This is a genomic window from Salipiger marinus, from assembly GCF_035481585.1.
Taxonomy (GTDB): Bacteria; Pseudomonadota; Alphaproteobacteria; order Rhodobacterales; family Rhodobacteraceae; genus Salipiger; species Salipiger marinus.
In genome coordinates, this window is sequence record NZ_JAYKSL010000017.1 from 14,674 (window position 1) to 38,475 (window position 23,802).

The following is a 23,802-nucleotide window of genomic DNA, read 5'->3' on the forward strand; positions in this document are numbered from 1 at the left end:
ATGATCCTGCGTGCGACCCTCTGCCTGCTCTGCCTTGCCAGCCCGCTGCGCGCGGGCGTCCCCGAGGCGCTGACCGGCCACATCCTGCCCGGCTATGCGGGCTTCGCCGAAGCCGCCGGAGATCTGGCGGAGGCGGCGCGGCAGGACTGCACCGCGCCCGCGCTGCGCGCGCGCTACCAGCTGGCCTTTGACGCATGGACCGTGGTGGGTGACATCCGCATGGGACCTTCGGAAACCGGCGCGCTGGCGGTGGTGTTCTGGCCCGATGCGCGCGGCTTTACCCCGCGCACCCTGCAGGGGTTCATCGCGGATCAGGCGCCGGTGGGCCGTGATCCTGCCGCCTATGCCGAGGCCTCGATCGCCGCGCGCGGGCTCTTCGCGCTGGAACAGATGCTTTATGAGGCGGAGTTCGCGGGCTATGCGCCGGGCAGCTATGCCTGTGCGCTGGTCCAGACCATGACCGCCGACATGGCGGCGCAGGCACAGGCCCTGCAGGACGGCTGGCGCGACGGGTTCGCGCAGGTGCTGCTGTCGGCGGGCGGGCCCGGCAATGCCAGCTTCCTGTCGGAGACCGAGGCGATGGCCGCGCTTTACACGCAGGTCATGTCCAGCCTCGAGGTGACCGCCGATACAAGGCTGGGCCGACCGCTGGGCAGTTTCGACCGGCCCCGCCCGACCCGGGCAGAAGCGTGGCGCGCGGGCCGCAGCCTGCGCAACGTGCTGCTTTACGCCCGTGCGGCGCGGGATCTGGCGGTGACGCTGGCGCCCGGACCGCTGCCGCAGACCGATGCAGCGCTCGCCCGACTGGAAGAACTGGCGGGACGCGTCAGCGATCCCGGTCTGCAGGATCTCGACGATCCCGCCGCGCGGCTGCGGTTGGAGATCGTGCAGCAGCAGGTCCGCACCCTGCGCGACACCATCGGCGCCGAACTGGGCGCGCCGCTGGGGCTTAGCGCCGGGTTCAACTCTGCCGACGGGGATTAAGGCCATGACCACACGCCGCGGCTTTCTCGCCACGCTGCTCGCGGCCAGCGCCGCCCCCGCCACCGGCTGGGCGGCGGCGGGGGATCCCGCCTATCTGGCCGCCGCCAAGGATCCGCAGGGCGGCTTCGTGCTGGCCGGGCTGCAGGCGGACGGGGCAGAGCTGTTCCGCATCCCGCTGCCCGCGCGCGGCCATGCGGGCTGCGCCCATCCCCGCCGGGCCGAGGCCGTGGGCTTTGCCCGCCGTCCCGGCACCTATGCGCTGGTCATCGACTGCGCGGGCGGCAGCGTGCTGCACCGCCTTGCCGCGCCCGAGGGCCACAGCTTCAACGGTCATGGCGCCTATTCCGCTGATGGCACGCGGCTTTTCACCTCCGAACAGGTGGCAGAGGGCAGCGCGGGCCGGGTCGGGGTCTGGGACGTGGCGGCGGGCTATCGCCGTATCGGCGGTTTCGCCACGCAGGGGCTCGGTCCGCATGAACTGCGGCTGATGCCGGACGGGGCGAGCCTTGTGGTCGCCAATGGCGGCATCCAGACCGATGCCTTTGACCGCACCATGCTCAACACCGAGACCATGCGCCCCAGCCTCGCCTATCTCGGGCTGGAGGGCGAGCTGCTTGATCTGGTGGAGCTGGAGCCGGATCTGCGCCAGAACTCCATCCGCCATCTGGCGCTGCGTGGCGACGGGCTTGTGGGCTTTGCCATGCAGTGGCAGGGCGAACCGGGCGCGGCCCCCCCGCTGCTGGGGCTGCATCGCCGGGGCGGGGCGGTCACGCTCTGTCAGGCGCCGCTGGCGGAGGAACTGGTGATGGACGGCTATGCAGGCAGCGTGGCCTTTGACGGCAGCGGCGCCGAGATCGCCATCACCTCGCCGCGCGGCGGGCGGCTGCACCGTTTCGCGGAGACGGGGGCGTATCTGGGGGCGGTGTCGCGGGCGGATGTCTGCGGGCTGGCCGCCCATGCGCAGGGCTATCTGGCCAGTGACGGGCTGGGCGGGCTCCTGCTGGTCGAGGCCGCACAGGCCCGTCCGCTGCGCCGCGCCGGTCTGTCATGGGACAATCACATCGTGCCGGTGGGCGGCCAGGGCCACGCTTGAGCGTTCCACCAGCGCCACCGGCAGGCGCAGATGCAGGGGCGGGGCTTCGGGGTCGCGGTCGATCGCCTCCAGCGTGGCGGCGGTCAGCGCCTCCAGCGACTGCGCCACGGTGGTCAGCCCGTGCGAGGCCCAGGCCGACACGGGCGCATCGTCAAAGCCGATCACCGACAGGTCGTCCGGCACCCGCCGCCCCATTTCGGCCCGCGCGGTGTTGAGCACGCCAAGGGCGATCTCGTCGGTCACGCCGAAGATGCCGTCGATCCCCGGGTGGGCGAGCAGGGCACGCGCCGCCTCCACCCCGGTCTGGTAGCTGTTTTCCCCCTTGGCCCAGCGGGTCACTGGCACGCCGTGCCGCGCCATATCCTCGGCAAAGGCGCGGGCCCGGTCCAGCTTGGCGCTGGTGCGCGAGGCAGAGATCACCACCGCCACGTTGCGGCAGCCCGCCGCCCGCAGCCGCGCGGCGGCAAGCCTGCCGCCTTCGGCGCTGTCGGCAAGGATCAGGTCGGCGGCGGCGCCCTCGGGCGGGGCGGGGCGGTTGATCAGCACCATGCGCGCGCCGTTCTGCGCGCAAAGCCGGATCAGCGCGTCGGGGGCGGCGCCCGACAGCAGCACCACGGTGCGCACGCGGTAATCCAGAAGCCGCGCCAGATCCTCCTGCGCGCCGGGGCCGCTGCCTGCGGTGTTCAGCAGCAGGCATTGCAGGCGGCGGCGCTGCAGGGCCGCGCTAAGGGCCGCAAGCTGCGCCGAGATATAGGGGTTGGCAAGGTTCGCCCCCACCACCCCCACCAGATCCGAACGGGGCTGGTGCAGGCTGCGCGCCAGCCGGTTGACGCGGTAGCCCAGTTCTTCGGCGGCGGCATAGATGCGGCGCCGCGTCTCTGCCGAGACATGCGCGCCGGGCGTATAGGCGCGCGACACCGCAGAGCGCGACACGCCCGCGCGTTCGGCCACATCGGCGGCAGAGACGAAGCGCGATCTGCCGGTCATGGCCGCAGCCCGCCCGCATCCAGCGCCTGCCGGGCCAATGCCAGCATCGGCGGCAGCGGATAGCTGTCGGGCAGGGCGCGCAGCTGGCGCAGATGCGCCAGCGCCGCCTCCAGCGTCGGGAACTGCGCGCCGCGGCGCAGATGCAGCCACAGCGCCAGCACCGTGACCGACCGCGACCGCCCACCCCGGCAATGCACCAGCAGCCCGCCCGGCTGGTGGGGCGGGTAATGCGGCTTGGGCGGGGTGTAGCACGAGGCCAGCCCGTCGATCAGCAGCACCGCCGCCGCCAGAAGCTGCGGCGCGTTGCCCGGCCCGTCCAGCAGCCCGATCTGGTGACGCCGGACATGGCCGCCTTGGGGCAGGGCCAGCGGGCCGGGGTTGAGGTTCATGGCAAGGTTGAGCGTGGTGGTGATGCCCGCGCCCTGCAGCGCCTGCGCCTCCTCTGCCGCCGCCAGATTGCCCAGCCACAGCCCGCTCAGCCCCGGCCCGGGTGTCTGCGCCACAGGCCAGAGCAGCGGGCGGGCATCCTCGCTCGCCTCCTCGGCGGGGCTGTCGGGGGGAAGGGCGTGGCGCATGGCTCAGATCTCCAGATCGGCGGCAAGGCACAGCCGGTCCGCCAGCGCCGCGGCAAGGCGCGGGGCGGAGGCCGGATCGACAAAGGCGGGCAGCAGGCGGCGGGCGCGGGTGGCCTGCGCCAGTGCCACAAGATCGCAGAGGCGCGGGTGCACGTTCCAGCCCATCCACTGCGCGCGCCCCTCCGCCAGCAATGCGGCGGCAGGGCTGGTGCGCGGCACATGGCTGGAAAAGATGAAGCGAAAACCGCCGCGCGCCAGAAGCTGCGCGGGCAGGCCGTCTTCGGCATTGGCGCCTGCGGCCACGATCACCTGTTGCGGCGTCGCCCGCGCGGCATCGGTGACCTGCGGATCAAGCCCGAGCTGCCGCGCCTCTGCCGCGATGCGGGGGCAGGCCTGCACGCTGAGCCCCGCGCGGGCCAGCGCCGCGATCATGTCCGGCCCGCGCCCGTCGGCGGGACAGGGCAGCACCGCGCCGCCGCGCGCCGCCTGCGCCAGTGCGGCGATCTGCGCGGGCAGTCCGGTGTCACGATCGCCATAAGAGGCATCGGCCAGCACCGTGGCGGCGGGCGGGAACGGATCGCAGGGCAGCAGCGCCGCCTCCGTGCTGAAATCGCCGGTATAGAGAAACCCGCCCTGCGGCGTGTCAAAACGCATCCAGATGCCGCCCGGCGCATGGCCCGCCCGCCCGGTGCAAAGCGGCACGCCCAGCACCTGCGCCGCGCCGCGTTCGGGCAGCACATGGCAGTGCTGCGGGCGCTGCGGCAGCTGGTCCAGCGTGGCGGCGCTGGCATGGATCTCGGGCATTCCCAGCTCGGCCAGCCGGTCCAGCCCGCCCGCATGGTCGATATGGGCATGGCTCAGCAGCACCGCATCCACCCGGCCCGCGCGGGACAGATCGGGCCGGTCGCCCTGTTCCAGCCCGTCGCCCAGATCCAGCAGCAGGCGGCGCCCGCCGATCTGCAGCAGGAAGACGGCGGCGGATTTGCCCCCCAGCCCGCTGAGCGCGGTCAGTCGCGCCATGGCAGCACCCCCTCGGGCAGGTGGCGGCCAAGGATCAGGCTGCCCGCCATCAGCGCCAGCACCAGCGCCACCATCAGGCAGCCCACGGCGGCGGCCAGCGTGGTGGACCCCGCCTCCTCCAGAAAGATGATCATCGGGCCGATGGTCTGGGCGCGGGACGACACCAGCAGCACCGAGGTCTGGATCTCGTTGATGGCGGTCATGAACACGAGAATGCCGGAGGCCATGGCGGCGGGCGCCAGACCCGGCAGCACGATGTCGCGCAGCCGGGCGAAGATGCCCGCGCCGGTCAGCTGCGCCGCCTCGTCCAGCCCGCGGTCAAGCTGCGCGAAGCCGCCAAGGATCGGGCGCAGCGCCAGCGCCAGATAGTTCGACAGATAGGCGGCAAGGATCACCCAGACCGTGCCGTAAAGCCCGGTGCCCAGAAACGGCAGCGGCCGCAGGAAGAACAGGATCATCGCGACGCCGATGATGATGCCGGGCAGCGCATAGGCGAGTTCGGAGGCAAGCCGCAGGCCGCGCGCCACCCAGCCGTGCCGCCAGACCAGCACATATCCCAGCGCCACCGAAACCGGGATCAGCACGGCAACGCAGAGCGTGGTCAGCCAGAGGCTGGTGAAGAAGGCCTGCCGGATGCCTTCGTGGTGGAACAGCGCATTGGCGAAATTCTCGAAGGTGATCGTGTCGGCGCCCAGAGGCTGGCCCACGCCGCGCACCAGCGCCGTGCCCAGAAGTGCTGTCAGCGGCAGCACCAGACAAAGCGCCAGATAGGCCCATGCCAGCGCCGCGACCGGCCTGCGCCAGCGCCCCAGCGCCATGCGGGGGGCGCGCTGCGCGCCATCGACCCGCTGGTCGCCGCGTCGTCCCAGCCAGCCGGTCAGCGCCATGCCCGCCACGGTCAGCCCGGCCAGCAGCAGCGCCAGCAGCGCCATGTCATTAAGCGCCGAAGGCCCATAGGTGTTGAGCTGGCGATAGATCAGCGTGATGAGCGTCGAGACGCGGGCGGGGATGCCCAGCATGGCCTGAATGCCGAAATTGCCGATGGAGGAGACAAAGGCCAGCGCCGCGCCCGCAAAGATGCCGCCGCGCACCAGCGGCAGCACGATGTCGCGGGTGATCTGCAGCGGGCGCGCGCCATTGGCCCGCGCCGCCTCCAGCAGGGAGGCGGGCAGGCGGTGCAGGCTGGCGCGCACCGACAGGAACACCAGCGGCGCGTTGTAAAGCCCAAGCAGCAGGATGATGCCGCCCATGGAATAAAGCGGATGGCGCGTGCCCGGCGGCAGCGACAGGCCAAGCGGTCCCAGCAGCGGGCTTGCGGGCGAAAACGCCTGAACCCATGCCAGCGCCGTGACCTGCGGCGGGATCATCAGGGGCAGCACGAAGCCAAAGACCCAGAGCGTGCGCCGCCGCATGTCGGTCAGCCCAGCCAGCAGGGCGGCGAGCGTGCCGATGACGATGGCAAGCAGGGTGGAGGCGGTGGCGATCCACAGCGTGTTCAGCGTCGCCTCGACCACGCGGCGCCCGCCCAGCAGACCGGCGATGCGCGCGGCGTCAAAGCTGCCCTGCGGCAGCAGGGCGGCACTCACCAGCCGGGCCAGCGGCGCGATGGAAAGCACCCCCACGAACAGCGCCAGCAGCACGAGCAGCAGCCGCTCGCCCCCCGGACCGGAGAGGCGAAGCGCCCGCAGGGGGCGCTTCGCTGGAGGTGTGGCAAGGCTCAAGGTTCAGAGCCCGAAGATGTCGGCGAATTTCTGGCGCACCTCGGCGTCGGATGTCACCGCCGCATCGGCATCATAGCCCAGAAGCTTCATGTCCTCGAGCTTGGGGAAGCCTTCGGGGCTGTCGACGCCGGGCAGGATCGGCAGGTTGCCCTGACCGGCCACCAGTTCCTGACCTTCGCGGCTCAGCAGGAAGTCGATGAAGGTGCGCGCGGCCTCGGGGGCGTCGGTGGTGGACAGGATCGCCGCCGGTTCGGTGATGAAGGACACGCCATCCTCGGGCACGATATAGTCGATGGGCGAGCCGTCAGCCTTGGCGCGCAGGGCGTTGGCATCGACGAGGATCGCGTATTTCGCCATGCCGATGGCCACGGCATTGGTGGCAGGGCCATTGCCGCCTTCGGGCACGATGTCGAGATCGTTCAGGCCTTCGAAGAACGCCCAGCCCAGATCGGGGTCGTTGATGACCGCATGCAGGTGGTTCAGCGCGGCGCCGGAATAAAGCGGCGAGGGCACGGCGATCTGGCCCCGGTTTTCCTCGACCAGCAGGTCGTTCCAGCTGGTCACCGGCTCCGCGATTTCAGGGTTGTAGGCGATGCCGGTGGTGATGGCCTTGGTGCCGAAAAACATCATGTCAGGATCATAGGTGGCGGCGTCATAGTCGGCGACGGGCGCCTCGGGATAGGCCATCAGGTGACCGCCCGCCTTCAGTTCGCCAAGGTTGATGACATCGGCCACCAGCAGCACGTCGGGCTGGACCTGACCGGCCTCGATTTCCGCGCGCAGCACGTTCATCAGCGCGGAGGTGCCGTTGCGGGTCCATTCCACGGTGATGTCGGGATGGGCCGCCATGAAGGCATCGACGGTTTCCTGCGCCTGTTCCGGCGGCTGGCTGGTGTACAGCGTCAGAGTTTCGGCAAAGGCCGCGCTGGACATCAGCGTGGCGGCAAGCGTGAGCGAAAGCAGTTTCATCGGTCTGTCCTTGCTGGTTGGGAGGAGGAGAGGGCGGCAGGGTCGGGGATCACCCAGCCGTCGCGCAGGGCGAGCGAGATCCGCTGCCCGCGGCAGAGCGAGGCGGGCGCGGCGATGTTGAGCGACAGCGCCACGGGCGCTGCCTGTCCCGCCATGACCTCGGCGCGCAGATAGGCGCCGCGAAAGGTCGCGCGGGTGACATGGGCGGGAATGGCGGCGGGGGCGGGATCGGCCAGCAGCGCCAGATCGGCGGGCTGGACCGAGATCATCGCCTGCGCGCGCGGCTTTTCATCGGGGGCACAGCGCAGCAGGGCGGGCTGGCCCAGCACGATGGCCTGCGCGCGGCCCGTGCCATCGGGGCGGATGTCATGGGCGGGCACCACGCGGCCCTCGCCGATGAAGCCCGCCACGGTTTCAGAGGCGGGCTGCCGGAACAGCGCCTCGGGGCGGTCGAACTGCAGGATGCGTCCACGATCCATCACCGCGACGCGGTCGGCCAGCGCCAGCGCCTCGGCCTGATCGTGGGTGATGTAGAACATGGTGGCGCCGGACCGGGCGTGGAAGGCGGCGAATTCCTCCTCCAGCGCGCCGCGCAGATGCACGTCGAGATTGGCGAGCGGTTCGTCCAGCAGCACGACGCGGCTTTCCATCGCCAGACAGCGCGCCAGCGCCACGCGCTGCCGCTGCCCGCCCGACAGATCGGCGGGCCGCCTGCTGGCCAGCGCGCCCAGTTCCACCATTTCCAGCACGCGGGCGACGCGGGCCTCGCGTTCGGGTTTCGGCACGCCCGCGATGCGCAGGCCGTAAGCGACGTTCTGCGCCACGCTCATATGCGGCCAGAGCGCGTAATTCTGGAACACCACGCCGATGCCGCGCTCTTCGGGCGGCAGGTGGCGCCCGGGGGCCGAGACGGTGGCGCCGCCGATGTCGATGCGGCCCGCATTCACCGGCTCGAATCCGGCCAGACAGCGCAGCAGCGTGGTCTTGCCGCAGCCCGAAGCGCCCAGCACCGCCACGAATTCGCCCGGCTCGATGGACAGGCTCACCTGCCGCAGCACCTCGGTCCGGCCAAAGCTCTTGTCCACTGCGTCGATGACGATGCCGCTCACCGCAAACCCCTCTGGCCCGTGCCTGCACAGCTGTGCAGGCACGGGCCATGGGTGCCCGCCCGCCGCGACATCGCGACGACAGGCCCGTGAAGCTTGCATGACATCGGGCGGCGGACAGCAGAACGCCCCCCGGATCGGGGGGCGCTGCAAGGGCCGTGCGGCGGGGGGGTTACCGGTCCGGGTCGTCGGCCCCGGGGCGCCGGTCAGGATCGGCCTGACCCACGCCCTTGAACACGAACTTGAAGGGCAGCATCCACAGGAAGCCCAGCCCCACATAGACCAGCAGCTCTGCCCAGATCGGCGGGCGGTTCAGCGCGTTGACCAGAGTGACCGCCGCCACGATGTAAAGCGGCAGCCCCACCAGCAGGATGACCAGCGACCAGCGGCGCCGCGCCTTGTAGCTGAGCGCCATCCGCTCAGTCCACGAAGGGGTCGGTGACGAGGATGGTGTCCTCGCGTTCCGGCGAGGTCGACAGCAGCGCCACCGGGCAGCCGATCAGCTCTTCGATGCGGCGGACATATTTCACCGCAGCCCCGGGCAGGTCGTTCCAGCTGCGCGCGCCTTCGGTCGATTCGGTCCAGCCTTCCATCTCTTCATAGATGGGGGTGCAGCGCGCCTGCTGTTCGGCGGCGATCGGCAGATGGTCCAGCACGGCGCCGTCCAGCTCGTAGCCGGTGCAGATGCGGATGGTCTCGAACCCGTCCAGCACGTCAAGCTTGGTCAGCGAGATGCCGTTGACGCCCGAGGTCACGCAGGTCTGGCGCACCAGCACCGCGTCGAACCAGCCGCAGCGGCGCTTGCGCCCGGTCACGGTGCCGAATTCGCGGCCACGTTCCCCCAGCCGCTGACCGTCCGCGTCATGCAGTTCGGTGGGGAAGGGGCCTTCGCCGACGCGGGTGGTGTAGGCCTTGACGATGCCCAGCACGAAATCGATGGCGCCCGGGCCCATGCCGGTGCCGGTGGCGGCCTGTCCCGCGATCACGTTCGACGAGGTGACATAGGGATAGGTGCCGAAATCGATGTCCAGCAGCGCGCCCTGCGCGCCTTCGAACAGGATGCGCTTGCCCGAGCGGCGCTTTTCGTTGAGCACCTTCCAGACGGGCCCGGCATATTTCAGGATCTCGGGCGCGATCTCGCGCAGCGAGGCCAGCAGACCGTCGCGGTCCACGGGTTCCAGCCCCAGACCCCGGCGCAGCGCGTCGTGATGCAGCAGCGCCCGGTCCACCCGCGCCACCAGCGTGGCGTCATCGGCCAGATCGGCGACGCGCACCGACCGGCGGCCCACCTTGTCCTCATAGGCCGGCCCGATGCCGCGCCCGGTGGTGCCGATCTTGGCTCCCTTGGAGGCAGCCTCTTCGCGGGCGCGGTCCAGTTCGCCATGAATCGGCAGGATCAGCGGCGTGTTCTCCGCGATCATCAGCGTCTCTGGCGTGATCTCGACCCCCTGCGCGCGGATCGAGGCGATTTCCTTGACCAGATGCCACGGATCCAGCACCACGCCATTGCCGATCACCGACAGCTTGCCACCGCGCACCACGCCCGAGGGCAGCGCGTTCAGCTTGAACACCTTGCCGTCGATGACCAGCGTATGGCCAGCGTTATGGCCACCCTGAAAGCGCGCGATCACATCGGCCCGCTCGGACAGCCAGTCCACGATCTTGCCCTTGCCTTCGTCGCCCCACTGGGCACCCACGACGACCACGTTAGCCATTGCTCACCTGTCCTTTTGCGGCAGTTCAAACCGGCACCGTATAGCGGGGCCGGGCGCGGGGGGGAACCCTCAATTGGCCGGTGTCCATTCCGCCGCAGATCAGGGCAGAAGATGCAGCCAGCCCCATGTGGTGAAGATGCAGAGCCCGGTGGCCAGCAGCACCGAGGAGGCCGCGACGCGCTTGGCCACGCCATACATGTTGGCGAAGACATAGGCATTGACCCCCGGCGCCACGGCGGCGGTAACCACGCCCGAGCGCATCGCATCGGTGGGCAGATCAAGTGCGGTGCCCATCAGATACATCACCGCCGGGTGCAGCCCCAGCGACAGGGCGCAGACGAACAGGATGGCGCGCATGTCGCCTTCGGGGCGGTAGCGGTAGAGCACGCCGCCAAGCGCGAAGAGCGCGGCAGGCAGGGCGGTGCGGGTCACCATGTCCAGCGCCTCCAGCATGGGGGCGGGCAGCGAGATGTTGCCAAGGTTGAACAGCAGCCCGATCAGGATGCCGATGACCAGCGCGTTGCGGAACATCGCGCGCAGGATGGTGACGGGCAGGCGGCGCAGTTCGGTGCCACGGGACCGGGCGCGGGCAATCTCCATCGCGGTGATGCCGATCGCATATCCCAGCGGCGAATGGATGGAGATGATGGCGTAATTGCCGTTCAGCGCCTCCGGCCCGAAGGCGCGTTCGGTGATCGGCAGCCCCAGCAGCAGCGAGTTGGAGAAAAGCCCGCAGAAGCCGATGGCGACCGAATCCTCCCACGGGCGGCGGAACAGGTAGCGCGCCCCCAGCAGCCCCACGACAAAGCCCGCGATGGCGCCGGTATAGAACGAGATCAGCAGCTTCGGATCGAAATAGGCGCCCAGATCCAGCGTCCAGATGGCGCGGAACAGCAGGCAGGGAATGGCGATGGTCTGGGTGAAACTCATCAGCCCGTCCACCGCGTTGTCCTTCAGCAGCCCGCGCCAGCTGGCCAGCCAGCCCGCACCGATCACGATGAACACCGGCAGGATGACGTTGAGCAGCGCCTGCATCAGCGGCGCCGGACGGCGCGGTTACAGCGCATAGCTCAGCACCATGCCGTCAAAGGCTGGCTCCACATGGGCGGGCGTTTCGGCGGCCACCGCGTCATAATCCAGATCAATGTGCATGTTGGTCAGCACGGCGCGGCGCGGGGCGGCGCGGGCGATCCAGTCCAGCGCCAGCTGCAGATGGGCATGGGTCGGATGCGGGCTGCGGCGCAGCGCGTCGACGATCCAGCAGTCCAGCCCCGCCAGATGCGGCCAAGCGTCTTCGGGGATGCGCACCACATCGGGCATATAGGCCAGATCATGAATGCGGAACCCCAGCGCGTCGATGGATCCGTGATCGACCTTGATGGGCGTCAGGGTGATGGCGCCGCCTGCGCCCTCGATGCTGAACGGGCCACGGCCGATGCTGTGCAGGTCGAATATGGGCGGGTAGGGGCTGTCTTCGGGCTGGGCGAAGGCATAGCCGAAACTGCTCAGCAGCACGTTCTGCGTATCGCCATCGGCCCAGACCGGCAGGCGGGCGCGGCGGTTGAACACGATCTGGCGCAGGTCATCGAGCCCATGGGTGTGATCCGCATGGGGATGGGTCCAGACCGCCGCATCCAGATCGCCGATCCCCGCATCCAGAAGCTGCGCGCGCATGTCGGGCGAGGTGTCGATCAGCACCCGCGTCACCCCCGCCTCGCCCTCGCGTTCGATCAGCATGGAACAGCGGCGGCGGGTGTTCTTGGGGTTCGCCGGATCACATTCGCCCCAGTTGCCGCCCAGCCGGGGCACGCCGCCCGAGGATCCGCAGCCAAGGATGGTAAAGCGCAGCGTCCCGGTCATGTCGGCGCCCGCCATGCCGCCGCCTTGGCGAACAGCCGGTCAAAATTGGCCTCGGTCGCGGCGGCGAACTCTTCCAGCGTCAGCCCGAAGGCCTTGGCGCCGACCTCGGCGGTGTGGCGGGTGTAGCCGGGTTCATTGCGCCGCCCGCGATGCGGCGGCGGGGCCAGATAGGGGCTGTCGGTTTCCAGCAGGATCCGGTCCAGCGGGGCGGCGGCGAAGATCTCGCGCAGGTCGGCGGATTTGGGGAAGGCCGCGATGCCGGACATGGACAGGTAAAAGCCGCAGTCCAGCGCCGCCCGCGCCAGCTCCGCCGAGGAGGAAAAGCAGTGCATCACGCAGGCATAGGGCTTTTCGCAGAAGCCCTCGGTCAGGATGCGCGCCATGTCGTCATCGGCGGCGCGGGCATGGATGATCAGCGGCAGGCCGGTTTCCTGCGCCGCCGTGATGTGGACGCGCAGCGAGGCCTGCTGCGCCTCTGCCGTCTCGGCGGTGTAGTGGTAATCGAGCCCGGTTTCGCCGATGCCGACAAATTTGGGATGCCGGGCCAGCGCCACAAGCTGGTCGACCGTGACCGCCGCCGCCTTGCCCACGCTCATCGGGTGCAGCCCTGCGGCATAGAACACCGGATCATGCGCCTCCACGATGGCGCGCACCTGCGGTTCCTGATGCAGCTTGGTGCAGATCGTCACCATCCGGTGCACGCCCGACGCGACGGCGCGGGCGATGACCTCGCCGCGATCCTCGTCGAAATCGGGGAAATCCAGATGGCAGTGGCTGTCGGTGATGCGGGGAAATGTCATGCGCGCGTCCTTTGCGGGCAGGTATCCGACATGCGCCGGGCAGGGTCAAGGCGCGGCGGAGGGATCGGCGCCGCAGGGCCTGTCGCGGACGCAGGCGGCGAAAACCGCTGGATCCATGCCCCGGACTGTGCCCTGATTTCAGGCATCCGCCCCGGCAGCGGGGCGCCGTGGGCCGGGCCGGGCTTTTCGGCCCCCGCCTGCCGCGCTAAGCCAGCCGCAGTCCAGACCCAAGGAGCCCCCGATGACGCTTGCCTTCGATCCCGCCGCCCTGACCCTGCCCGCCGCGCATTTTATCGGCGGCACCTTCATCGACGGGCCGGAGGAGATTGCGGTGACCGCCCCCTCCAGCGGGCAGGCGCTGCGCGCCATTCCCTGCGCCGATGCCGCCATGGTCGACCGCGCGGTGGAGACGGCGCGCGCCGCGCTTGCCTCCTCGGGCTGGGGCGGGCTGATGCCGCGCGACCGGCTGCGCGCCATGCACCGCTGGGCCGACCTGATCGAGGCGGAGGCGGCGCATCTGGCCCGGCTGGAGGCGGTGGCCTCCTCCCGTCCCGTGGCGCAGGCGGTGACGGGTGACGTGCTGGTGACCGCCGAACAGATCCGCTTCTTTGCCGAATTCGCCGACAAGGAGGGTGGCGAGCTGGTGCCCACCTCTGACGCGCAGATGGGCTTCATTTCGGCGCATCCTTACGGGGTGATCGGCGCCATCACGCCGTGGAATTTCCCGCTGTCCATGGCGGCATGGAAGCTGGGGCCGGCGCTGGCTGCGGGCAATGCGGTGGTGCTGAAGCCGTCGGAGATGACGCCCTATTCCACGCTGCGGCTGGCGGAACTGTCGGTGCAGGCGGGGATTCCGGCGGGGCTGATCAACATCGTGCTGGGCGAGGGGCCCACCACCGGCAGCGCCATCACCGGCCATCCCGGCATCGACAAGGTGTCCTTCACCGGATCCACCCGTGCGGGCGCGCAGATCATGGAAAACATCGCCCGCACCGGCATCAAGCCCATGACGCTGGAACTGGGTGGCAAAAGCCCGATGCTGGTCTTTGCCGATGCCGATCTGGATCTGACCGCCGACTGTCTGGATCGCGGCATCACCCCCAATGCCGGGCAGTTCTGTGTGGCGGGGTCGCGCATAATTGTCGACCGCCGCGTGGCCGAAGAACTGGCGGAGAAGCTTGCCGCCCGCTTTGCCCGCCACGCCCCCGCGCCGACATGGGCCGGGGAGGCCGGGTTTTCGCCCATCATTTCGGAACGGCAGCTGGCGCGGATCGACAGCATCGTGCGCGCGGCGGTGGATCAGGGGGCGCAGATCCTCTGCGGCGGCGAACGGTTCGACCGCGAGGGCAGTTTCTACCGCCCGACCCTGATCGGCGGCGTCGACGCGCAAAGCCCCGCCATCCGCGAGGAGATCTTCGGCCCCGTCGCCACCTTCCAGACCTTCGACACCGAGGAAGAGGCGCTGGCGCTGGCGGCCCACCCGACCTACGGGCTGGCGGCGGGGCTGTTCACCCGCGATCTCAGCCGTGCGCTGCGTCTGACCCGCGCGCTGGAGGCGGGCACCGTCTGGGTCAACCGCTATGGCCGCACCCGCGATCACATCCTGCCCACCGGCGGCTGGAAGGCCAGCGGCATCGGCAAGGATCTGGGGCGCGAGGCGTATCTGGCCAACCGCCGCACCAAATCGGTGCTGATCGACCTCTGACCCCCGCGCATGCCTCTGGATCTGCGCGGCCCGCCGGGGTAGGGCGCGGCAAAGCCACCAAAGGATCACCCGATGCTCCGCATGTTCCAGACCGCCACGCTGATCGCCCTGCTCTCCGGCACCGCTGCCGGGGCGCAGACGCTTTATTTTTCGGCCATTCCCGACGAGGACGAGACTGCACTCGTCACGCGCTTTTCCGCCGTGGCCGAGTATCTTGAGGGCGCCTTGGGCGTCGATGTGGAATTTGTGCCGGTGAAAAGCTACCCCGCCGCCGTCACCGCCTTTCGCAACGATCAGGTGCAGCTGGCGTGGTTCGGCGGCCTGACCGGCGTGCAGGCGCGGCTGGCGGTGCCGGGGGCAAAGGCCATCGCGCAGGGGGTCGAGGATCCGACCTTCATCACCTATTTCATCGCCAATACCGACACCGGGCTGGAGCCTTCGGACGAGTTCCCGCAGAAGATGGAGGGCATGACCTTCACCTTCGGCGCGCGCACCTCGACCTCGGGGCGGCTGATGCCGGAGTTCCATATCCGGCAGGAAACCGGCAGCGCGCCCGAGGAATTTTTCTCGCGCGTGGGCTATTCCGGCGATCACAGCCAGACGCTGCGGCTGGTGGCGAGCGGCGCGTGGCAGGTGGGCGCGCTCAACTATGCCGTCTATGACAAGGCGCTTGCCGATGGCGCCCCCGAGGTCGAGACCGCGCAGGTGATCTGGCAGACCCCGCCCTATCCCGATTACAACTGGACCATCCGTGGCGATGTCGATGCGCGCTTTGGCGAGGGCTTTGCCGACCGGGTGCAGGCGGCGATCCTTGCCATGGACGATCCCGACCTGCTGGCCAGCTTCCCGCGCGACGGGTTCATTCCCGCCGCAAGCGAGGATTTCCAGCCGATCGAGGATGTGGCGCGGGAGCTTGACCTGCTCGAATGACGCTGGCGCGGCTTTCCGGGGCCACGCTGGGTTATGGCGCGGGGGCGGTCCTGTCGGATCTGTCCCTGACGCTTGATCCCGGCGAAAGGCTGGTGCTGCTGGGGCGCAGCGGTGTGGGCAAGACCACGCTGCTGGCGCATCTGCACGACCGGATGACCGGGGCGGGGCAGCGCGTGGCGCTGGTGCCGCAGGATCACGCGCTGGTGCCGCAGCTTTCGGTGCTGCGCAACGTGCTGATGGGACGGCTTGACGATCACGGCGCGCTTTACAACCTGCGCAGCTTTGCAGCGCCGCGTGCCCGCCAGCGCGCCGAGGTGGCAGCCCTGCTGGCCGATCTGGCGCTGGAGGGACTGGCCGACCGGCCCGTCGCCGCCCTGTCGGGCGGGCAGAAACAGCGCGTGGCACTGGCGCGCGGGCTTTACCGGGGCGGCACGGTGATGCTGGGCGACGAGCCGGTCTCGGCGGTGGACGAAACCCAAGGGCCGCTGCTGATGGATCTGATCGCCGCGCGGTTTGCCACCGCCGTGGTGGCGCTGCATGACGTGGGCCTTGCCCGCCGCTTCGGCACAAGGCTGCTGGGTCTGCGCGACGGGCGCATCCTTTTCGACGCCGCCCCCGGGGCGGTGGAGGATGCGCAGATGGCGGCGCTTTATGCCGACTAGACTGCGCATCGTGGCGCTGTTTGCGCTGGCGGGGCTGCTGGCGCTGCCCTTGGCCGATCTGACGCTGGCGGGGCATGACCCTTGGGAGGCGCTGGCGCGGATGGGGGCGGGGTTCCTGCGCCCCGATTTCGGCGCGGTGGACCAGATCGGGCGGGCGCTGGCCTCAACCGTGTTTTTTGCCATCGCGGGTGTGGCGCTTGGCGGTGCGGCGGGCTTTGTCATGGCGCCGTTCCTGCATCTGCGCGGGGTGCGCGGGCTCGCCATCGCGCTGCGCTCGGTGCACGAACTGTTCTGGGCGCTGCTGCTGCTGCAGGTGCTGGGGCTGGGGCCGCTGACCGGGGTGCTGGCCATCGCGCTGCCCTATGCGGGCATCTTCGCCAAGGTCTTTGCCGAACAGATCGAAGAGGTCGATCCCCGCCCCGCGCAGATCCTGCCGCCCCGCACCGGCGTGCTGTCGCGCTTTGTCTTCGCGCAGCTGCCGCTGGCGGCGGGGGCGATGCAAAGCTACACGCTTTACCGGCTGGAATGCGGGCTGCGCTCCAGCGCGGTGCTGGGATTTGTCGGGCTGCCGACGCTGGGCTTCCAGCTCGACAGCTTTTTCCGCATGGGCGATTACGGCGCGGCCAGTGCCATCCTGATCTGCTATGTGGCGCTGATCGCCTCCCTCCGGCTGTGGATGCGGCGGCGGCTGGTGCCGGTCTGGATCGCGGCGGCGGTGGTCTGGCTGGCGCTGATCCCGACGCCACCCATGGGGCAGGGCGCGCTGTGGCGGTTCCTGAGCCATGACGTGATCCCCGCGCCGCTGCGCGACGGCTGGGATGCGGGCGCCTTTGCCGACTGGCTGGGGCCGCTGCTGGTGCAGCAGGTGCTGCCGGGCCTGTGGGCGACGCTGCTGGTGGCGCAGATCGCGCTGGTGCTGACCGGGCTGGTGGCGCTGGCCAGTTTCGGGCTGATCGTGCGGCGGGTGACGGGGCGCGTGGGGCAGGCGCTGGGGCATCTGGGGCTGGTGATCCTGCGCAGCCTGCCCGATTACATGCTGGCCTATCTTTTCCTGCAGATCTTCGGACCTTCGATGCTGCCCGCGATCCTTGCGCTGGGTCTGCACAACGGCGCCATCATCGGCCATCTTCTGGGCCGCGAGGGCGAGGCGCTGGTGCCCCGCCTGCGCGCCGATGCGCCGCGCGGCACGATGCTGTGGCTCTGGGAACTGCTGCCGCGGCTTTTTGGCGCCTTTGTCGCGCTGTGTCTCTACCGGTGGGAGATCATCCTGCGCGAAACCGCCGTGATGGGCCTTCTGGGGGTGGCGACGCTGGGCTTTTACATCGACGGCGCCATGTCGGAACTGCGGCTCGACCGGGCGGTGCTGCTGCTGCTGGGGGCGGGGGCGCTGACCGTGGCGGTGGATGCGGCCTCGCGGCATCTGCGGGCGCGGACCGATGGCCGGGCGCGCGCCACCGGGCGCGGCACCGCGCAGGCGCTGGCTCAGGATGTGGGCTTGCGCCGCACGTAAAGCTCCATCCGGTGGTGGACGATGTCATAGCCCAGTTCCGCCGCCAGTTCCGCCTGCAGCCGTTCGATCCGGTCAGAACAGAATTCGATCACCTCGCCCGTATCCACGTCGATCATGTGGTCATGATGGCCCGCATCGGCATGTTCGAACCGGGCGGAGGCGCCTTCGAACTGGTGGCGGTGGATCACCCCCTGACCCTCCAGCGCGCTGAGCGTGCGATAGACGGTCGACAGCGAAATCCCCGGCATTTCCTCTTCGGCGCGGCGGTGCAGTTCCACCGCGTCGGGATGGTCTTCGGCCTCGGCAAGCTTCGCCACCAGCACGGCGCGCTGCCGCGTCATGCGGATGCCTGCATCGCGCAGGGCCTGTGTCAGTCGGTCAGAGCGGGCCAGTCGTGTCATCCATCGGTTTTGCCCGCTGCGGAGCGCGCTGACAAGATCCTCCGCGCTTAGTTGCAAATGGATTGCAACTGACTTGACAGATGCAATCCATTCGCAGATAGATGCGACAACCCACAGGAGATCCGCATGCTCACCCGACGCCAGACCCTTGCCTTGTCCGCGGCCTTTGGCCTGATGGCCCGCCCCGCGCTGGCCCAAGGTCGTCTCAAGGTCGTCACAACCTTCACCATCATCGCCGACATGGCGCAGAACGTCGCGGGCGATGTGGCCGAGGTGGTGTCCGTCACCCGGCCCGGCGCCGAGATCCACGGCTATTCCCCGACGCCGCGCGACATCCTGCGCGCGCAGGATGCGGATCTGGTGCTGTGGAACGGGCTGAATCTGGAGCTTTGGTTCGAACAGTTCTTCGGCAACCTGCGCGACGTGCCCGCCGCCACGGTCAGCGACGGCATCGCCCTGATGCCGATCGCGGGCGGCAGCTATGACGGCAAGCCCAACCCGCATGCGTGGATGGGGCTGGAGCCGGCGCTGGTCTATGTGGACAATATCCGCGCCGCGCTGGAAACCGCCGATCCCGCCAATGCGGCGGCCTACCGGGCCAATGCCGAGGCCTACAAGACCCGCATCCGCGACACCATCGGCCCGCTGCGCGACGCCATCCGCGCGCTACCCGAAGACCGCCGCTGGCTGGTCACCTCCGAAGGGGCGTTTTCCTATCTGGCGCGGGATTATGGCCTGCGCGAGCTGTTCCTGTGGCCGATCAACGCGGATGAGCAGGGCACGCCGCAGCAGGTGCGCGCGGTGGTGGATGCGGTGCGGACCCATCAGATCCCGGTGGTGTTTTCCGAATCCACCGTCTCCGACCGTCCGGCCCGGCAGATCGCCCGCGAAACAGGGGCGGCTTATGGCGGGGTGCTGTATGTCGACAGCCTGTCGGAACCCGGCGGCCCGGTGCCCAGCTATCTTGATCTGCTGCGCGTCACGTCGGAAACCATCCTGCAGGGGCTCAGCCAATGACCGAAGGCATCCGGGTCGAAGGGCTGACCGTGCGCTACCGCACCGGCATGACTGCGCTGCGCGACGCCAGCTTCAGCCTGCCCACCGGCACCATCGCCGGGCTTCTGGGCATGAACGGCGCCGGGAAATCGACGCTGTTCAAGGCGCTGATGGGCTTTGTGCCGCGCGCCGCCGGAGAGGTGGCGCTGCTGGGCCAGCCGGTGGCGCAGGCGATCCGGGCGCAGGCCGTGGCCTATGTGCCGCAGGCCGAAGAGGTCGACTGGACCTTTCCGGTGCTGGTCGAAGATGTGGTGATGATGGGCCGCTATGGCCATATGGGCTTCCTGCGCCGCGCCCGTGACGCCGACCGCCGCGCCGTGGCGCAGGCGCTGGAGCGGGTGGGCATGGCCGAGTTCCGCCACCGCCAGATCGGCGAGCTGTCGGGCGGGCAGAAAAAGCGCGTCTTTGTCGCCCGCGCGCTGGCGCAGCAGGCGCGGGTGATCCTGCTCGACGAACCTTTCGCCGGAGTCGACATGACCACCGAGGCGCAGATCATGGATCTGCTGCGCGAGCTGCGCAGCGAAGGCCGGGTGATGCTGGTGGCCACCCATAACATCGCCGCCGTGCCGGAGTTCTGCGACCGCGTGGTGCTGGTGCGCGGCACGGTGCTGGCGCATGGCCCCACGGCGGAGGTGCTGACCGAGGCCGCGCTGCGCGACACGTTCGGCGGCATGGCCCCGCTGGCGGAGGCTATGCCGCTGCGCGTGGCGGGGGCGCGGGCATGAGCCTGCTGCTGGAGCCTTTCAGCTACGGCTACATGACCAATGCCATCTGGGTGTCGGCGCTGGTGGGGGCGGTCTGCGCCTTCCTGTCGGCCTTCCTGATGCTGAAGGGCTGGTCGCTGATCGGCGACGCGCTGAGCCATGCCATCGTGCCCGGCGTCGCGGGAGCCTATATGCTGGGCCTGCCCTTTGCGCTTGGCGCGTTCCTGTCGGGGGGGCTCGCGGCGCTGGCGCTGCTGCTCTTGCGCGCGCGCACCGGGCTCAAGGAAGACACGCTGATCGGGCTGGTCTTCACCTCGTTCTTCGGGCTGGGGCTGTTCATGGTCTCGCTCAACCCGGTTTCGGTGTCAGTGCAGACCATCACCATGGGCAATATCCTTGCCATCACCCCCGCCGACACGCTGCAGCTGGCGCTGATCGGGGGGATCTCGCTGCTGATCCTGCTGGCGAAATGGCGCGACCTGCTGGCGGTGTTCTTTGACGAGGCCCATGCCCGCACGCTGGGGCTAAACCCCACGGCGCTGCGCGCGCTGTTCTTCACGCTGCTTGCCGCCTGCACCGTCGCGGCGCTGCAGACGGTGGGGGCGTTTCTGGTCATCGCACTGGTGGTGACGCCGGGGGCCACCGCCTATCTGCTCTGCGACCGCTTTCCGCGCCTGCTGGCGCTGGCGGTGGGGATCGGCGCCAGCACCTGCGCCTTGGGCGCCTATCTGAGCTATTTCCTTGATGGCGCGACGGGGGGTGTCATCGTCTGCCTGCAGACCGCCCTGTTCCTGCTGGCCCTTGCCTTTGCGCCCAAACATGGCGTGCTGGCCGCGCGCCGTCGCGCCCGGGTCGCCGCCTCGGAGGATGCGGCATGATCGACACGCTGCTGCTGCCGTTCCAGCTGCCCTTCCTGCAGAATGCGCTGCTGATCACGCTGCTGATGGCCCCCGCCGCCGGGCTGCTGTCGTGTTTTCTGGTGCTGAAGGGCTGGTCGCTGATGGGCGATGCGGTGTCCCATGCAGTGCTGCCGGGGGTGGTGCTGGCCTATATGGCGGGGATTCCGCTGCTGATCGGCGCGTTTCTGGCGGGGCTCTTCTGTGCGCTCGCCACGGGCGTCATCCGCGATCTGTCGCGGGTCAAGCAGGACACGGTGATGGGCGTGGTGTTTTCCGGCATGTTCGGGCTGGGCATCGTGCTTTACACGCAGATCTCCTCGGACCTGCATCTGGATCACATCCTGTTCGGCAACCTGCTGGGGGTCAGCGCCGCCGATCTGTGGACCACCGGGCTGATCGCGGGCGGGGTGGGGCTGGCGCTGCTGCTGCTCTGGCGCGACCTGCTGCTGCTGGCCTTTGACCCAGTGCAGGCGCGGATGGCGGGGCTGCGGGTGCGGCTGCTGCATTACGGGCTGCTGGTGGCGCTGTCGGCCACGGTGGTGGCGATGCTGTCGGCGGTGGGGATCATCCTGTCCGTCGCGCTGCTGATCGCGCCGGGGGCCAGCGCCTTCCTGCTGACACGGCGTTTTCCGGCGATGCTGGCGGTGTCGGTGGCGCTTGCCATGATCGCAGGGGTCACGGGGGTCTGGCTGAGCCTCTTTCTCGACAGCGCGCCCGCGCCGACCATCGTGCTGATCCTGACGGGGTTTTTCCTGCTGGCTCTGGGCCGGCACCTGCTGCGCCGACCCGTTCTGTCCTAACCCGTCGGTCAGAGATAGCTCTGCAGCATCGCCAGATCATCCTCGGTCAGCGCCACGCCCTGCGCCTCGGCCTCGGCGCGCAGGCGGCGGCGGCGGTCGCCGGGCAGCCGGTCCTGCCCCGCCGCGCGCACCGCATCCGACAGCTGCCGCACCCGCTGCGCAAAGCCCGCGCCGCGGTCTGGATCGAGCAGCAGCAGCATCTGCCCGGTGCAGGGGATCTTGGCGCCGGGATGGGCCGACCAGTCCACCTCTGACGAAAACGCGCCGCCGGTAAAGGCTGCCGCCAGAATCTCGATGGTCATGGCCAGCGACGCCCCCTTGTGCCCGCCAAAGGGTAAAAGCGCGCCTCCCTCCAGAATGGCGTTCGGGTCGGTGGTGGGCTGGCCCGAAGCATCGACGCCGCAGCCTTCGGGCAGGGCATGCCCCTGCCGCGCGGCGATCTGCACGTCGCCATGCGCCAGCGCCGATCCGGCCTGATCCCAGACATAGGGCGCCTCGCCGGCGCGCGGACAGGCAAAGGCCATGGGATTGGTGCCAAAAACCGGCGTGGTCCCGCCCGGCGGCACCACCACCGCCATGGAATTGACCACCGACAGCGCCACAAGCCCCGCTTCGGCAAAAGGTTCGACATCGGGCCAGAGCGCGCTGAAATGCTGCGAATTGCGCAGCGCCAGCACCGCCACCCCCTGCGCCCGCACCCGGTCCAGCAGCAGCGGGCGCGCGGCCTGCAGCGCCACCTGCGCAAAGCCGCCGCGCGCATCGACGCGGATCTGCGCGGCGCCGCTATCCTCGATCACCGGCACGGCATTGGGTGCGCCCCAGCCGCTGCGCAGGGTCGAGACATAGGCCGGGATGCGGAACACCCCATGGCTCAGCGCGCCGTCGCGCTGACAGGCCGCGCAGTTTTCCGCCAGAACCTGCGCCACCTCCGCGCGCAGACCCTGCGCGCGAAACAGCCGGGCCAGAAGGGCCACCAGATCGACGAAGGGCAGGCGGATCATGCGGCGGGCGCCAGTTCGCGCGCCACCAGATCCACCCAGAAGCGCATGGCGGGCAGGATCGCGTCATCGTTGAAATCATAGCCCGGATTGTGCAACTCGGCCGAGTCGCCATTGCCGAACCACAGGATCGCGCCGGGTTTCGCCTCCAGCATGTAGGAAAAATCCTCCGATCCCATTACCGCCGCGCAGCTGTCATCGACCACGGCCGCCTGCCGCGCCACCTCGACCGCGAGCGCGGTCTTGGCGGGATCGTTGGCGGTCACCGGATAGCCGGGGCGCCAGTCCAGATGCGCGGTGCAGCCGAACTGTTCCGCGCCCGCGCGCAGGATGCGGCGTATATGCGCCTCGGCCTCGCGCCGGGTCTCGACCGTCATGGTGCGCAGGCTGCCGCCGAACACCGCCGTATCGGGAATGACGTTCAGCGCGCCGGGCGCCCCGGCCTGAAGATAGGTCAGCGACAGCACCACCTGATCGAAAGGATCGGTGAAACGCGACACCAGCGTCTGCAGCGAGGCGATCAGATGCGCCGCCGCCACCACCGGATCCAGCGATTTCGACGGGGCCGAGGCATGGCCGCCGCGCCCTTCGACGGTGACCACGAACCGGTCGCCCGCCGCCATCAGCGCCCCGGGCCGGGTGGCGAATTCCCCCACCGGCAGGCCGGGCTGGTTGTGCATGGCATAGACCGTCTCGATCCCGAAGCGGTCAAACAGCCCGTCCTCGATCATCTTGCGCGCCCCCGCGCCCCCTTCTTCGGCGGGCTGGAAGATCAGCGCGACAGTGCCGGCAAAATCGCGATGCGCGCACAGATACTGCGCCGTGGCCAGCAGCGTGGCGGTGTGCCCGTCATGGCCGCAGGCATGCATCATGCCGGGATGGCGCGAGCCATAGGGCAGGTTGGTCTTTTCATCCATCGGCAGCGCATCCATGTCGGCGCGCAGGCCCAGCACCGGACCGTCGCCGCCCGCGCCACGGATCAGCGCCACCATCCCGGTGTCGGCGAGCCCGGTGACCAGCTCGTCCACGCCGAAGCCGCGCAGCTTCTCCGCCACATAGGCCGAGGTCTTGGGCAGCGCATAAAGCAGCTCGGGCATCTGGTGCAGATCGCGCCGCCAGTCGCGGGCGGCCTCGGCGATGCGGGTCAAGTCGTCGGTCTGGGTCAAGGGGCTCTCCTGTCGCTGCGGCCTTGCGGGCCTACCGCATCCTTTCAGCCCGCATGGCCGGACGCAAGACATGCGCAGACTGGCCCGGGCTGAGCCGGGCGGGCGCAAAGGCTGGCCCAACCTGCCTGACGCGTCGGCAGC

The 23,802-nt window shown here is 69.6% G+C and carries 24 protein-coding genes; 10 read left to right on the plus strand and 14 right to left on the minus strand.

All coding sequences use genetic code 11. The features are described from left to right. Together VK682_RS19405 and VK682_RS19410 are read left to right on the plus strand one after the other, a co-directional pair. The gene (locus VK682_RS19405) at positions 1–984 is read left to right on the plus strand and encodes an imelysin family protein (RefSeq protein WP_230794412.1); all 984 of its coding nucleotides are present in this window, start codon (positions 1–3) and stop codon (positions 982–984) included. 4 nt (positions 985–988) lie between these two features. Continuing rightward, on the plus strand, positions 989–2,077 hold the full coding sequence (locus VK682_RS19410; RefSeq protein ID WP_230794413.1) for a DUF1513 domain-containing protein: 1,089 nt from the start codon (positions 989–991) through the stop codon (positions 2,075–2,077). Here the strand turns inward: VK682_RS19410 and VK682_RS19415 are convergent. The 11 genes from VK682_RS19415 to VK682_RS19465 form a co-directional block, all read right to left on the minus strand. Further along, entirely contained in the window at positions 2,030–3,064 is a 1,035-nt protein-coding gene (locus VK682_RS19415; protein WP_324782428.1) for a LacI family DNA-binding transcriptional regulator, read from the minus strand. The two genes, VK682_RS19410 and VK682_RS19415, sit on opposite strands and share 48 nt — an antisense overlap. Continuing rightward, positions 3,061–3,639, minus strand: coding sequence for a protein-tyrosine phosphatase family protein (locus VK682_RS19420; RefSeq protein WP_230794417.1), 579 nt, complete (start codon positions 3,637–3,639; stop codon positions 3,061–3,063). Before VK682_RS19420 ends, VK682_RS19415 begins: the two co-directional genes overlap by 4 nt. Positions 3,640–3,642: 3 nt before the next feature. Continuing rightward, entirely contained in the window at positions 3,643–4,659 is a 1,017-nt protein-coding gene (locus tag VK682_RS19425; RefSeq protein WP_230794418.1) for an MBL fold metallo-hydrolase, read from the minus strand. Beyond that, positions 4,647–6,380 carry an ABC transporter permease gene (locus VK682_RS19430; RefSeq protein WP_230794420.1) on the minus strand — a complete coding sequence of 578 codons (1,734 nt, stop codon included), beginning with the start codon at positions 6,378–6,380 and terminating at the stop codon, positions 4,647–4,649. Before VK682_RS19430 ends, VK682_RS19425 begins: the two co-directional genes overlap by 13 nt. A gap of 3 nt (positions 6,381–6,383) precedes the next feature. Continuing rightward, positions 6,384–7,349: an ABC transporter substrate-binding protein gene (locus VK682_RS19435; RefSeq protein ID WP_230794421.1), complete on the minus strand. Its 966-nt coding sequence runs from the start codon at positions 7,347–7,349 to the stop codon at positions 6,384–6,386. Next, positions 7,346–8,458: an ABC transporter ATP-binding protein gene (locus tag VK682_RS19440; RefSeq protein WP_230794422.1), complete on the minus strand. Its 1,113-nt coding sequence runs from the start codon at positions 8,456–8,458 to the stop codon at positions 7,346–7,348. Before VK682_RS19440 ends, VK682_RS19435 begins: the two co-directional genes overlap by 4 nt. A 169-nt stretch (positions 8,459–8,627) precedes the next feature. Further along, entirely contained in the window at positions 8,628–8,870 is a 243-nt protein-coding gene (locus VK682_RS19445) for a DUF2842 domain-containing protein (protein WP_089848121.1), read from the minus strand. Positions 8,871–8,874: 4 nt separating this feature from the next. Then, entirely contained in the window at positions 8,875–10,170 is a 1,296-nt protein-coding gene (locus VK682_RS19450) for an adenylosuccinate synthase (protein WP_230794424.1), read from the minus strand. Positions 10,171–10,269: 99 nt separating this feature from the next. Next, positions 10,270–11,205 carry an AEC family transporter gene (locus VK682_RS19455; protein ID WP_089848117.1) on the minus strand — a complete coding sequence of 312 codons (936 nt, stop codon included), beginning with the start codon at positions 11,203–11,205 and terminating at the stop codon, positions 10,270–10,272. Between the two features lie 21 nt (positions 11,206–11,226). Further along, a complete protein-coding gene (locus tag VK682_RS19460; protein WP_230794608.1) occupies positions 11,227–12,030 on the minus strand; it encodes an MBL fold metallo-hydrolase in 804 nt (267 codons plus the stop codon). Beyond that, entirely contained in the window at positions 12,027–12,830 is an 804-nt protein-coding gene (locus VK682_RS19465) for a TatD family hydrolase (RefSeq protein ID WP_230794426.1), read from the minus strand. Before VK682_RS19465 ends, VK682_RS19460 begins: the two co-directional genes overlap by 4 nt. Before the next feature lie 241 nt (positions 12,831–13,071). Between VK682_RS19465 and VK682_RS19470 the strand changes: the two genes are divergently transcribed. The 4 genes from VK682_RS19470 (at position 13,072) to VK682_RS19485 (ending at position 17,637) form a co-directional block, all read left to right on the plus strand. Beyond that, on the plus strand, positions 13,072–14,535 hold the full coding sequence (locus VK682_RS19470) for an aldehyde dehydrogenase family protein (RefSeq protein WP_324782429.1): 1,464 nt from the start codon (positions 13,072–13,074) through the stop codon (positions 14,533–14,535). 81 nt (positions 14,536–14,616) lie between these two features. Further along, entirely contained in the window at positions 14,617–15,465 is an 849-nt protein-coding gene (locus tag VK682_RS19475; RefSeq protein WP_230794609.1) for a putative selenate ABC transporter substrate-binding protein, read from the plus strand. Further along, positions 15,462–16,127: an ATP-binding cassette domain-containing protein gene (locus tag VK682_RS19480; protein ID WP_230794430.1), complete on the plus strand. Its 666-nt coding sequence runs from the start codon at positions 15,462–15,464 to the stop codon at positions 16,125–16,127. The genes VK682_RS19475 and VK682_RS19480 overlap by 4 nt, the downstream gene beginning before the upstream one ends. After that, the gene (locus VK682_RS19485) at positions 16,117–17,637 is read left to right on the plus strand and encodes a PhnE/PtxC family ABC transporter permease (protein ID WP_230794432.1); all 1,521 of its coding nucleotides are present in this window, start codon (positions 16,117–16,119) and stop codon (positions 17,635–17,637) included. The genes VK682_RS19480 and VK682_RS19485 overlap by 11 nt, the downstream gene beginning before the upstream one ends. Here VK682_RS19485 and VK682_RS19490 read toward each other — a convergent pair. Continuing rightward, a complete protein-coding gene (locus VK682_RS19490) occupies positions 17,610–18,038 on the minus strand; it encodes a Fur family transcriptional regulator (RefSeq protein WP_089848110.1) in 429 nt (142 codons plus the stop codon). The two genes, VK682_RS19485 and VK682_RS19490, sit on opposite strands and share 28 nt — an antisense overlap. 126 nt (positions 18,039–18,164) lie before the next feature. Here VK682_RS19490 and VK682_RS19495 point away from each other — a divergent pair, with 126 nt between their 5' ends. The 4 genes from VK682_RS19495 to VK682_RS19510 are packed head-to-tail and all read left to right on the plus strand — an operon-like array spanning position 18,165 to position 21,497. Then, the gene (locus tag VK682_RS19495; protein ID WP_324782430.1) at positions 18,165–19,055 is read left to right on the plus strand and encodes a metal ABC transporter substrate-binding protein; all 891 of its coding nucleotides are present in this window, start codon (positions 18,165–18,167) and stop codon (positions 19,053–19,055) included. Beyond that, positions 19,052–19,819, plus strand: a complete 768-nt coding sequence (locus tag VK682_RS19500) for an ATP-binding cassette domain-containing protein (protein WP_324782431.1) — start codon at positions 19,052–19,054, stop codon at positions 19,817–19,819. The genes VK682_RS19495 and VK682_RS19500 overlap by 4 nt, the downstream gene beginning before the upstream one ends. Further along, complete coding sequence (locus VK682_RS19505; RefSeq protein ID WP_089848104.1) at positions 19,816–20,676, plus strand: metal ABC transporter permease; 861 nt, start codon at positions 19,816–19,818, stop codon at positions 20,674–20,676. The genes VK682_RS19500 and VK682_RS19505 overlap by 4 nt, the downstream gene beginning before the upstream one ends. Continuing rightward, a complete protein-coding gene (locus VK682_RS19510) occupies positions 20,673–21,497 on the plus strand; it encodes a metal ABC transporter permease (protein ID WP_089848102.1) in 825 nt (274 codons plus the stop codon). Before VK682_RS19505 ends, VK682_RS19510 begins: the two co-directional genes overlap by 4 nt. Positions 21,498–21,505: 8 nt before the next feature. On the opposite strand, the gene VK682_RS19515 is transcribed toward VK682_RS19510, so the two are convergent. Both VK682_RS19515 and VK682_RS19520 read right to left on the minus strand, forming a co-directional pair. Next, positions 21,506–22,498, minus strand: coding sequence for an Ldh family oxidoreductase (locus VK682_RS19515; protein ID WP_230794433.1), 993 nt, complete (start codon positions 22,496–22,498; stop codon positions 21,506–21,508). Beyond that, on the minus strand, positions 22,495–23,661 hold the full coding sequence (locus tag VK682_RS19520) for a M20 aminoacylase family protein (protein WP_230794434.1): 1,167 nt from the start codon (positions 23,659–23,661) through the stop codon (positions 22,495–22,497). The genes VK682_RS19515 and VK682_RS19520 overlap by 4 nt, the downstream gene beginning before the upstream one ends. Positions 23,662–23,802: the final 141 nt, after the last annotated feature.

What these genes read in the sequence shown, in the direction of transcription:
- VK682_RS19465 (WP_230794426.1), bottom strand. Translation starts at nt 12,830, where the DNA reads ATGACATTTCCCCGCATCACCGACAGCCACTGCCATCTGGATTTCCCC.
- VK682_RS19405 (WP_230794412.1), top strand. Translation starts at nt 1, where the DNA reads ATGATCCTGCGTGCGACCCTCTGCCTGCTCTGCCTTGCCAGCCCGCTG.
- VK682_RS19450 (WP_230794424.1), bottom strand. Translation starts at nt 10,170, where the DNA reads ATGGCTAACGTGGTCGTCGTGGGTGCCCAGTGGGGCGACGAAGGCAAG.
- VK682_RS19490 (WP_089848110.1), bottom strand. Translation starts at nt 18,038, where the DNA reads ATGACACGACTGGCCCGCTCTGACCGACTGACACAGGCCCTGCGCGAT.
- VK682_RS19410 (WP_230794413.1), top strand. Translation starts at nt 989, where the DNA reads ATGACCACACGCCGCGGCTTTCTCGCCACGCTGCTCGCGGCCAGCGCC.
- VK682_RS19415 (WP_324782428.1), bottom strand. Translation starts at nt 3,064, where the DNA reads ATGACCGGCAGATCGCGCTTCGTCTCTGCCGCCGATGTGGCCGAACGC.
- VK682_RS19460 (WP_230794608.1), bottom strand. Translation starts at nt 12,030, where the DNA reads ATGACCGGGACGCTGCGCTTTACCATCCTTGGCTGCGGATCCTCGGGC.
- VK682_RS19475 (WP_230794609.1), top strand. Translation starts at nt 14,617, where the DNA reads ATGTTCCAGACCGCCACGCTGATCGCCCTGCTCTCCGGCACCGCTGCC.
- VK682_RS19425 (WP_230794418.1), bottom strand. Translation starts at nt 4,659, where the DNA reads ATGGCGCGACTGACCGCGCTCAGCGGGCTGGGGGGCAAATCCGCCGCC.
- VK682_RS19480 (WP_230794430.1), top strand. Translation starts at nt 15,462, where the DNA reads ATGACGCTGGCGCGGCTTTCCGGGGCCACGCTGGGTTATGGCGCGGGG.
- VK682_RS19510 (WP_089848102.1), top strand. Translation starts at nt 20,673, where the DNA reads ATGATCGACACGCTGCTGCTGCCGTTCCAGCTGCCCTTCCTGCAGAAT.
- VK682_RS19505 (WP_089848104.1), top strand. Translation starts at nt 19,816, where the DNA reads ATGAGCCTGCTGCTGGAGCCTTTCAGCTACGGCTACATGACCAATGCC.
- VK682_RS19435 (WP_230794421.1), bottom strand. Translation starts at nt 7,349, where the DNA reads ATGAAACTGCTTTCGCTCACGCTTGCCGCCACGCTGATGTCCAGCGCG.
- VK682_RS19495 (WP_324782430.1), top strand. Translation starts at nt 18,165, where the DNA reads ATGCTCACCCGACGCCAGACCCTTGCCTTGTCCGCGGCCTTTGGCCTG.
- VK682_RS19515 (WP_230794433.1), bottom strand. Translation starts at nt 22,498, where the DNA reads ATGATCCGCCTGCCCTTCGTCGATCTGGTGGCCCTTCTGGCCCGGCTG.
- VK682_RS19420 (WP_230794417.1), bottom strand. Translation starts at nt 3,639, where the DNA reads ATGCGCCACGCCCTTCCCCCCGACAGCCCCGCCGAGGAGGCGAGCGAG.
- VK682_RS19485 (WP_230794432.1), top strand. Translation starts at nt 16,117, where the DNA reads ATGCCGACTAGACTGCGCATCGTGGCGCTGTTTGCGCTGGCGGGGCTG.
- VK682_RS19500 (WP_324782431.1), top strand. Translation starts at nt 19,052, where the DNA reads ATGACCGAAGGCATCCGGGTCGAAGGGCTGACCGTGCGCTACCGCACC.
- VK682_RS19455 (WP_089848117.1), bottom strand. Translation starts at nt 11,205, where the DNA reads ATGCAGGCGCTGCTCAACGTCATCCTGCCGGTGTTCATCGTGATCGGT.
- VK682_RS19445 (WP_089848121.1), bottom strand. Translation starts at nt 8,870, where the DNA reads ATGGCGCTCAGCTACAAGGCGCGGCGCCGCTGGTCGCTGGTCATCCTG.
- VK682_RS19470 (WP_324782429.1), top strand. Translation starts at nt 13,072, where the DNA reads ATGACGCTTGCCTTCGATCCCGCCGCCCTGACCCTGCCCGCCGCGCAT.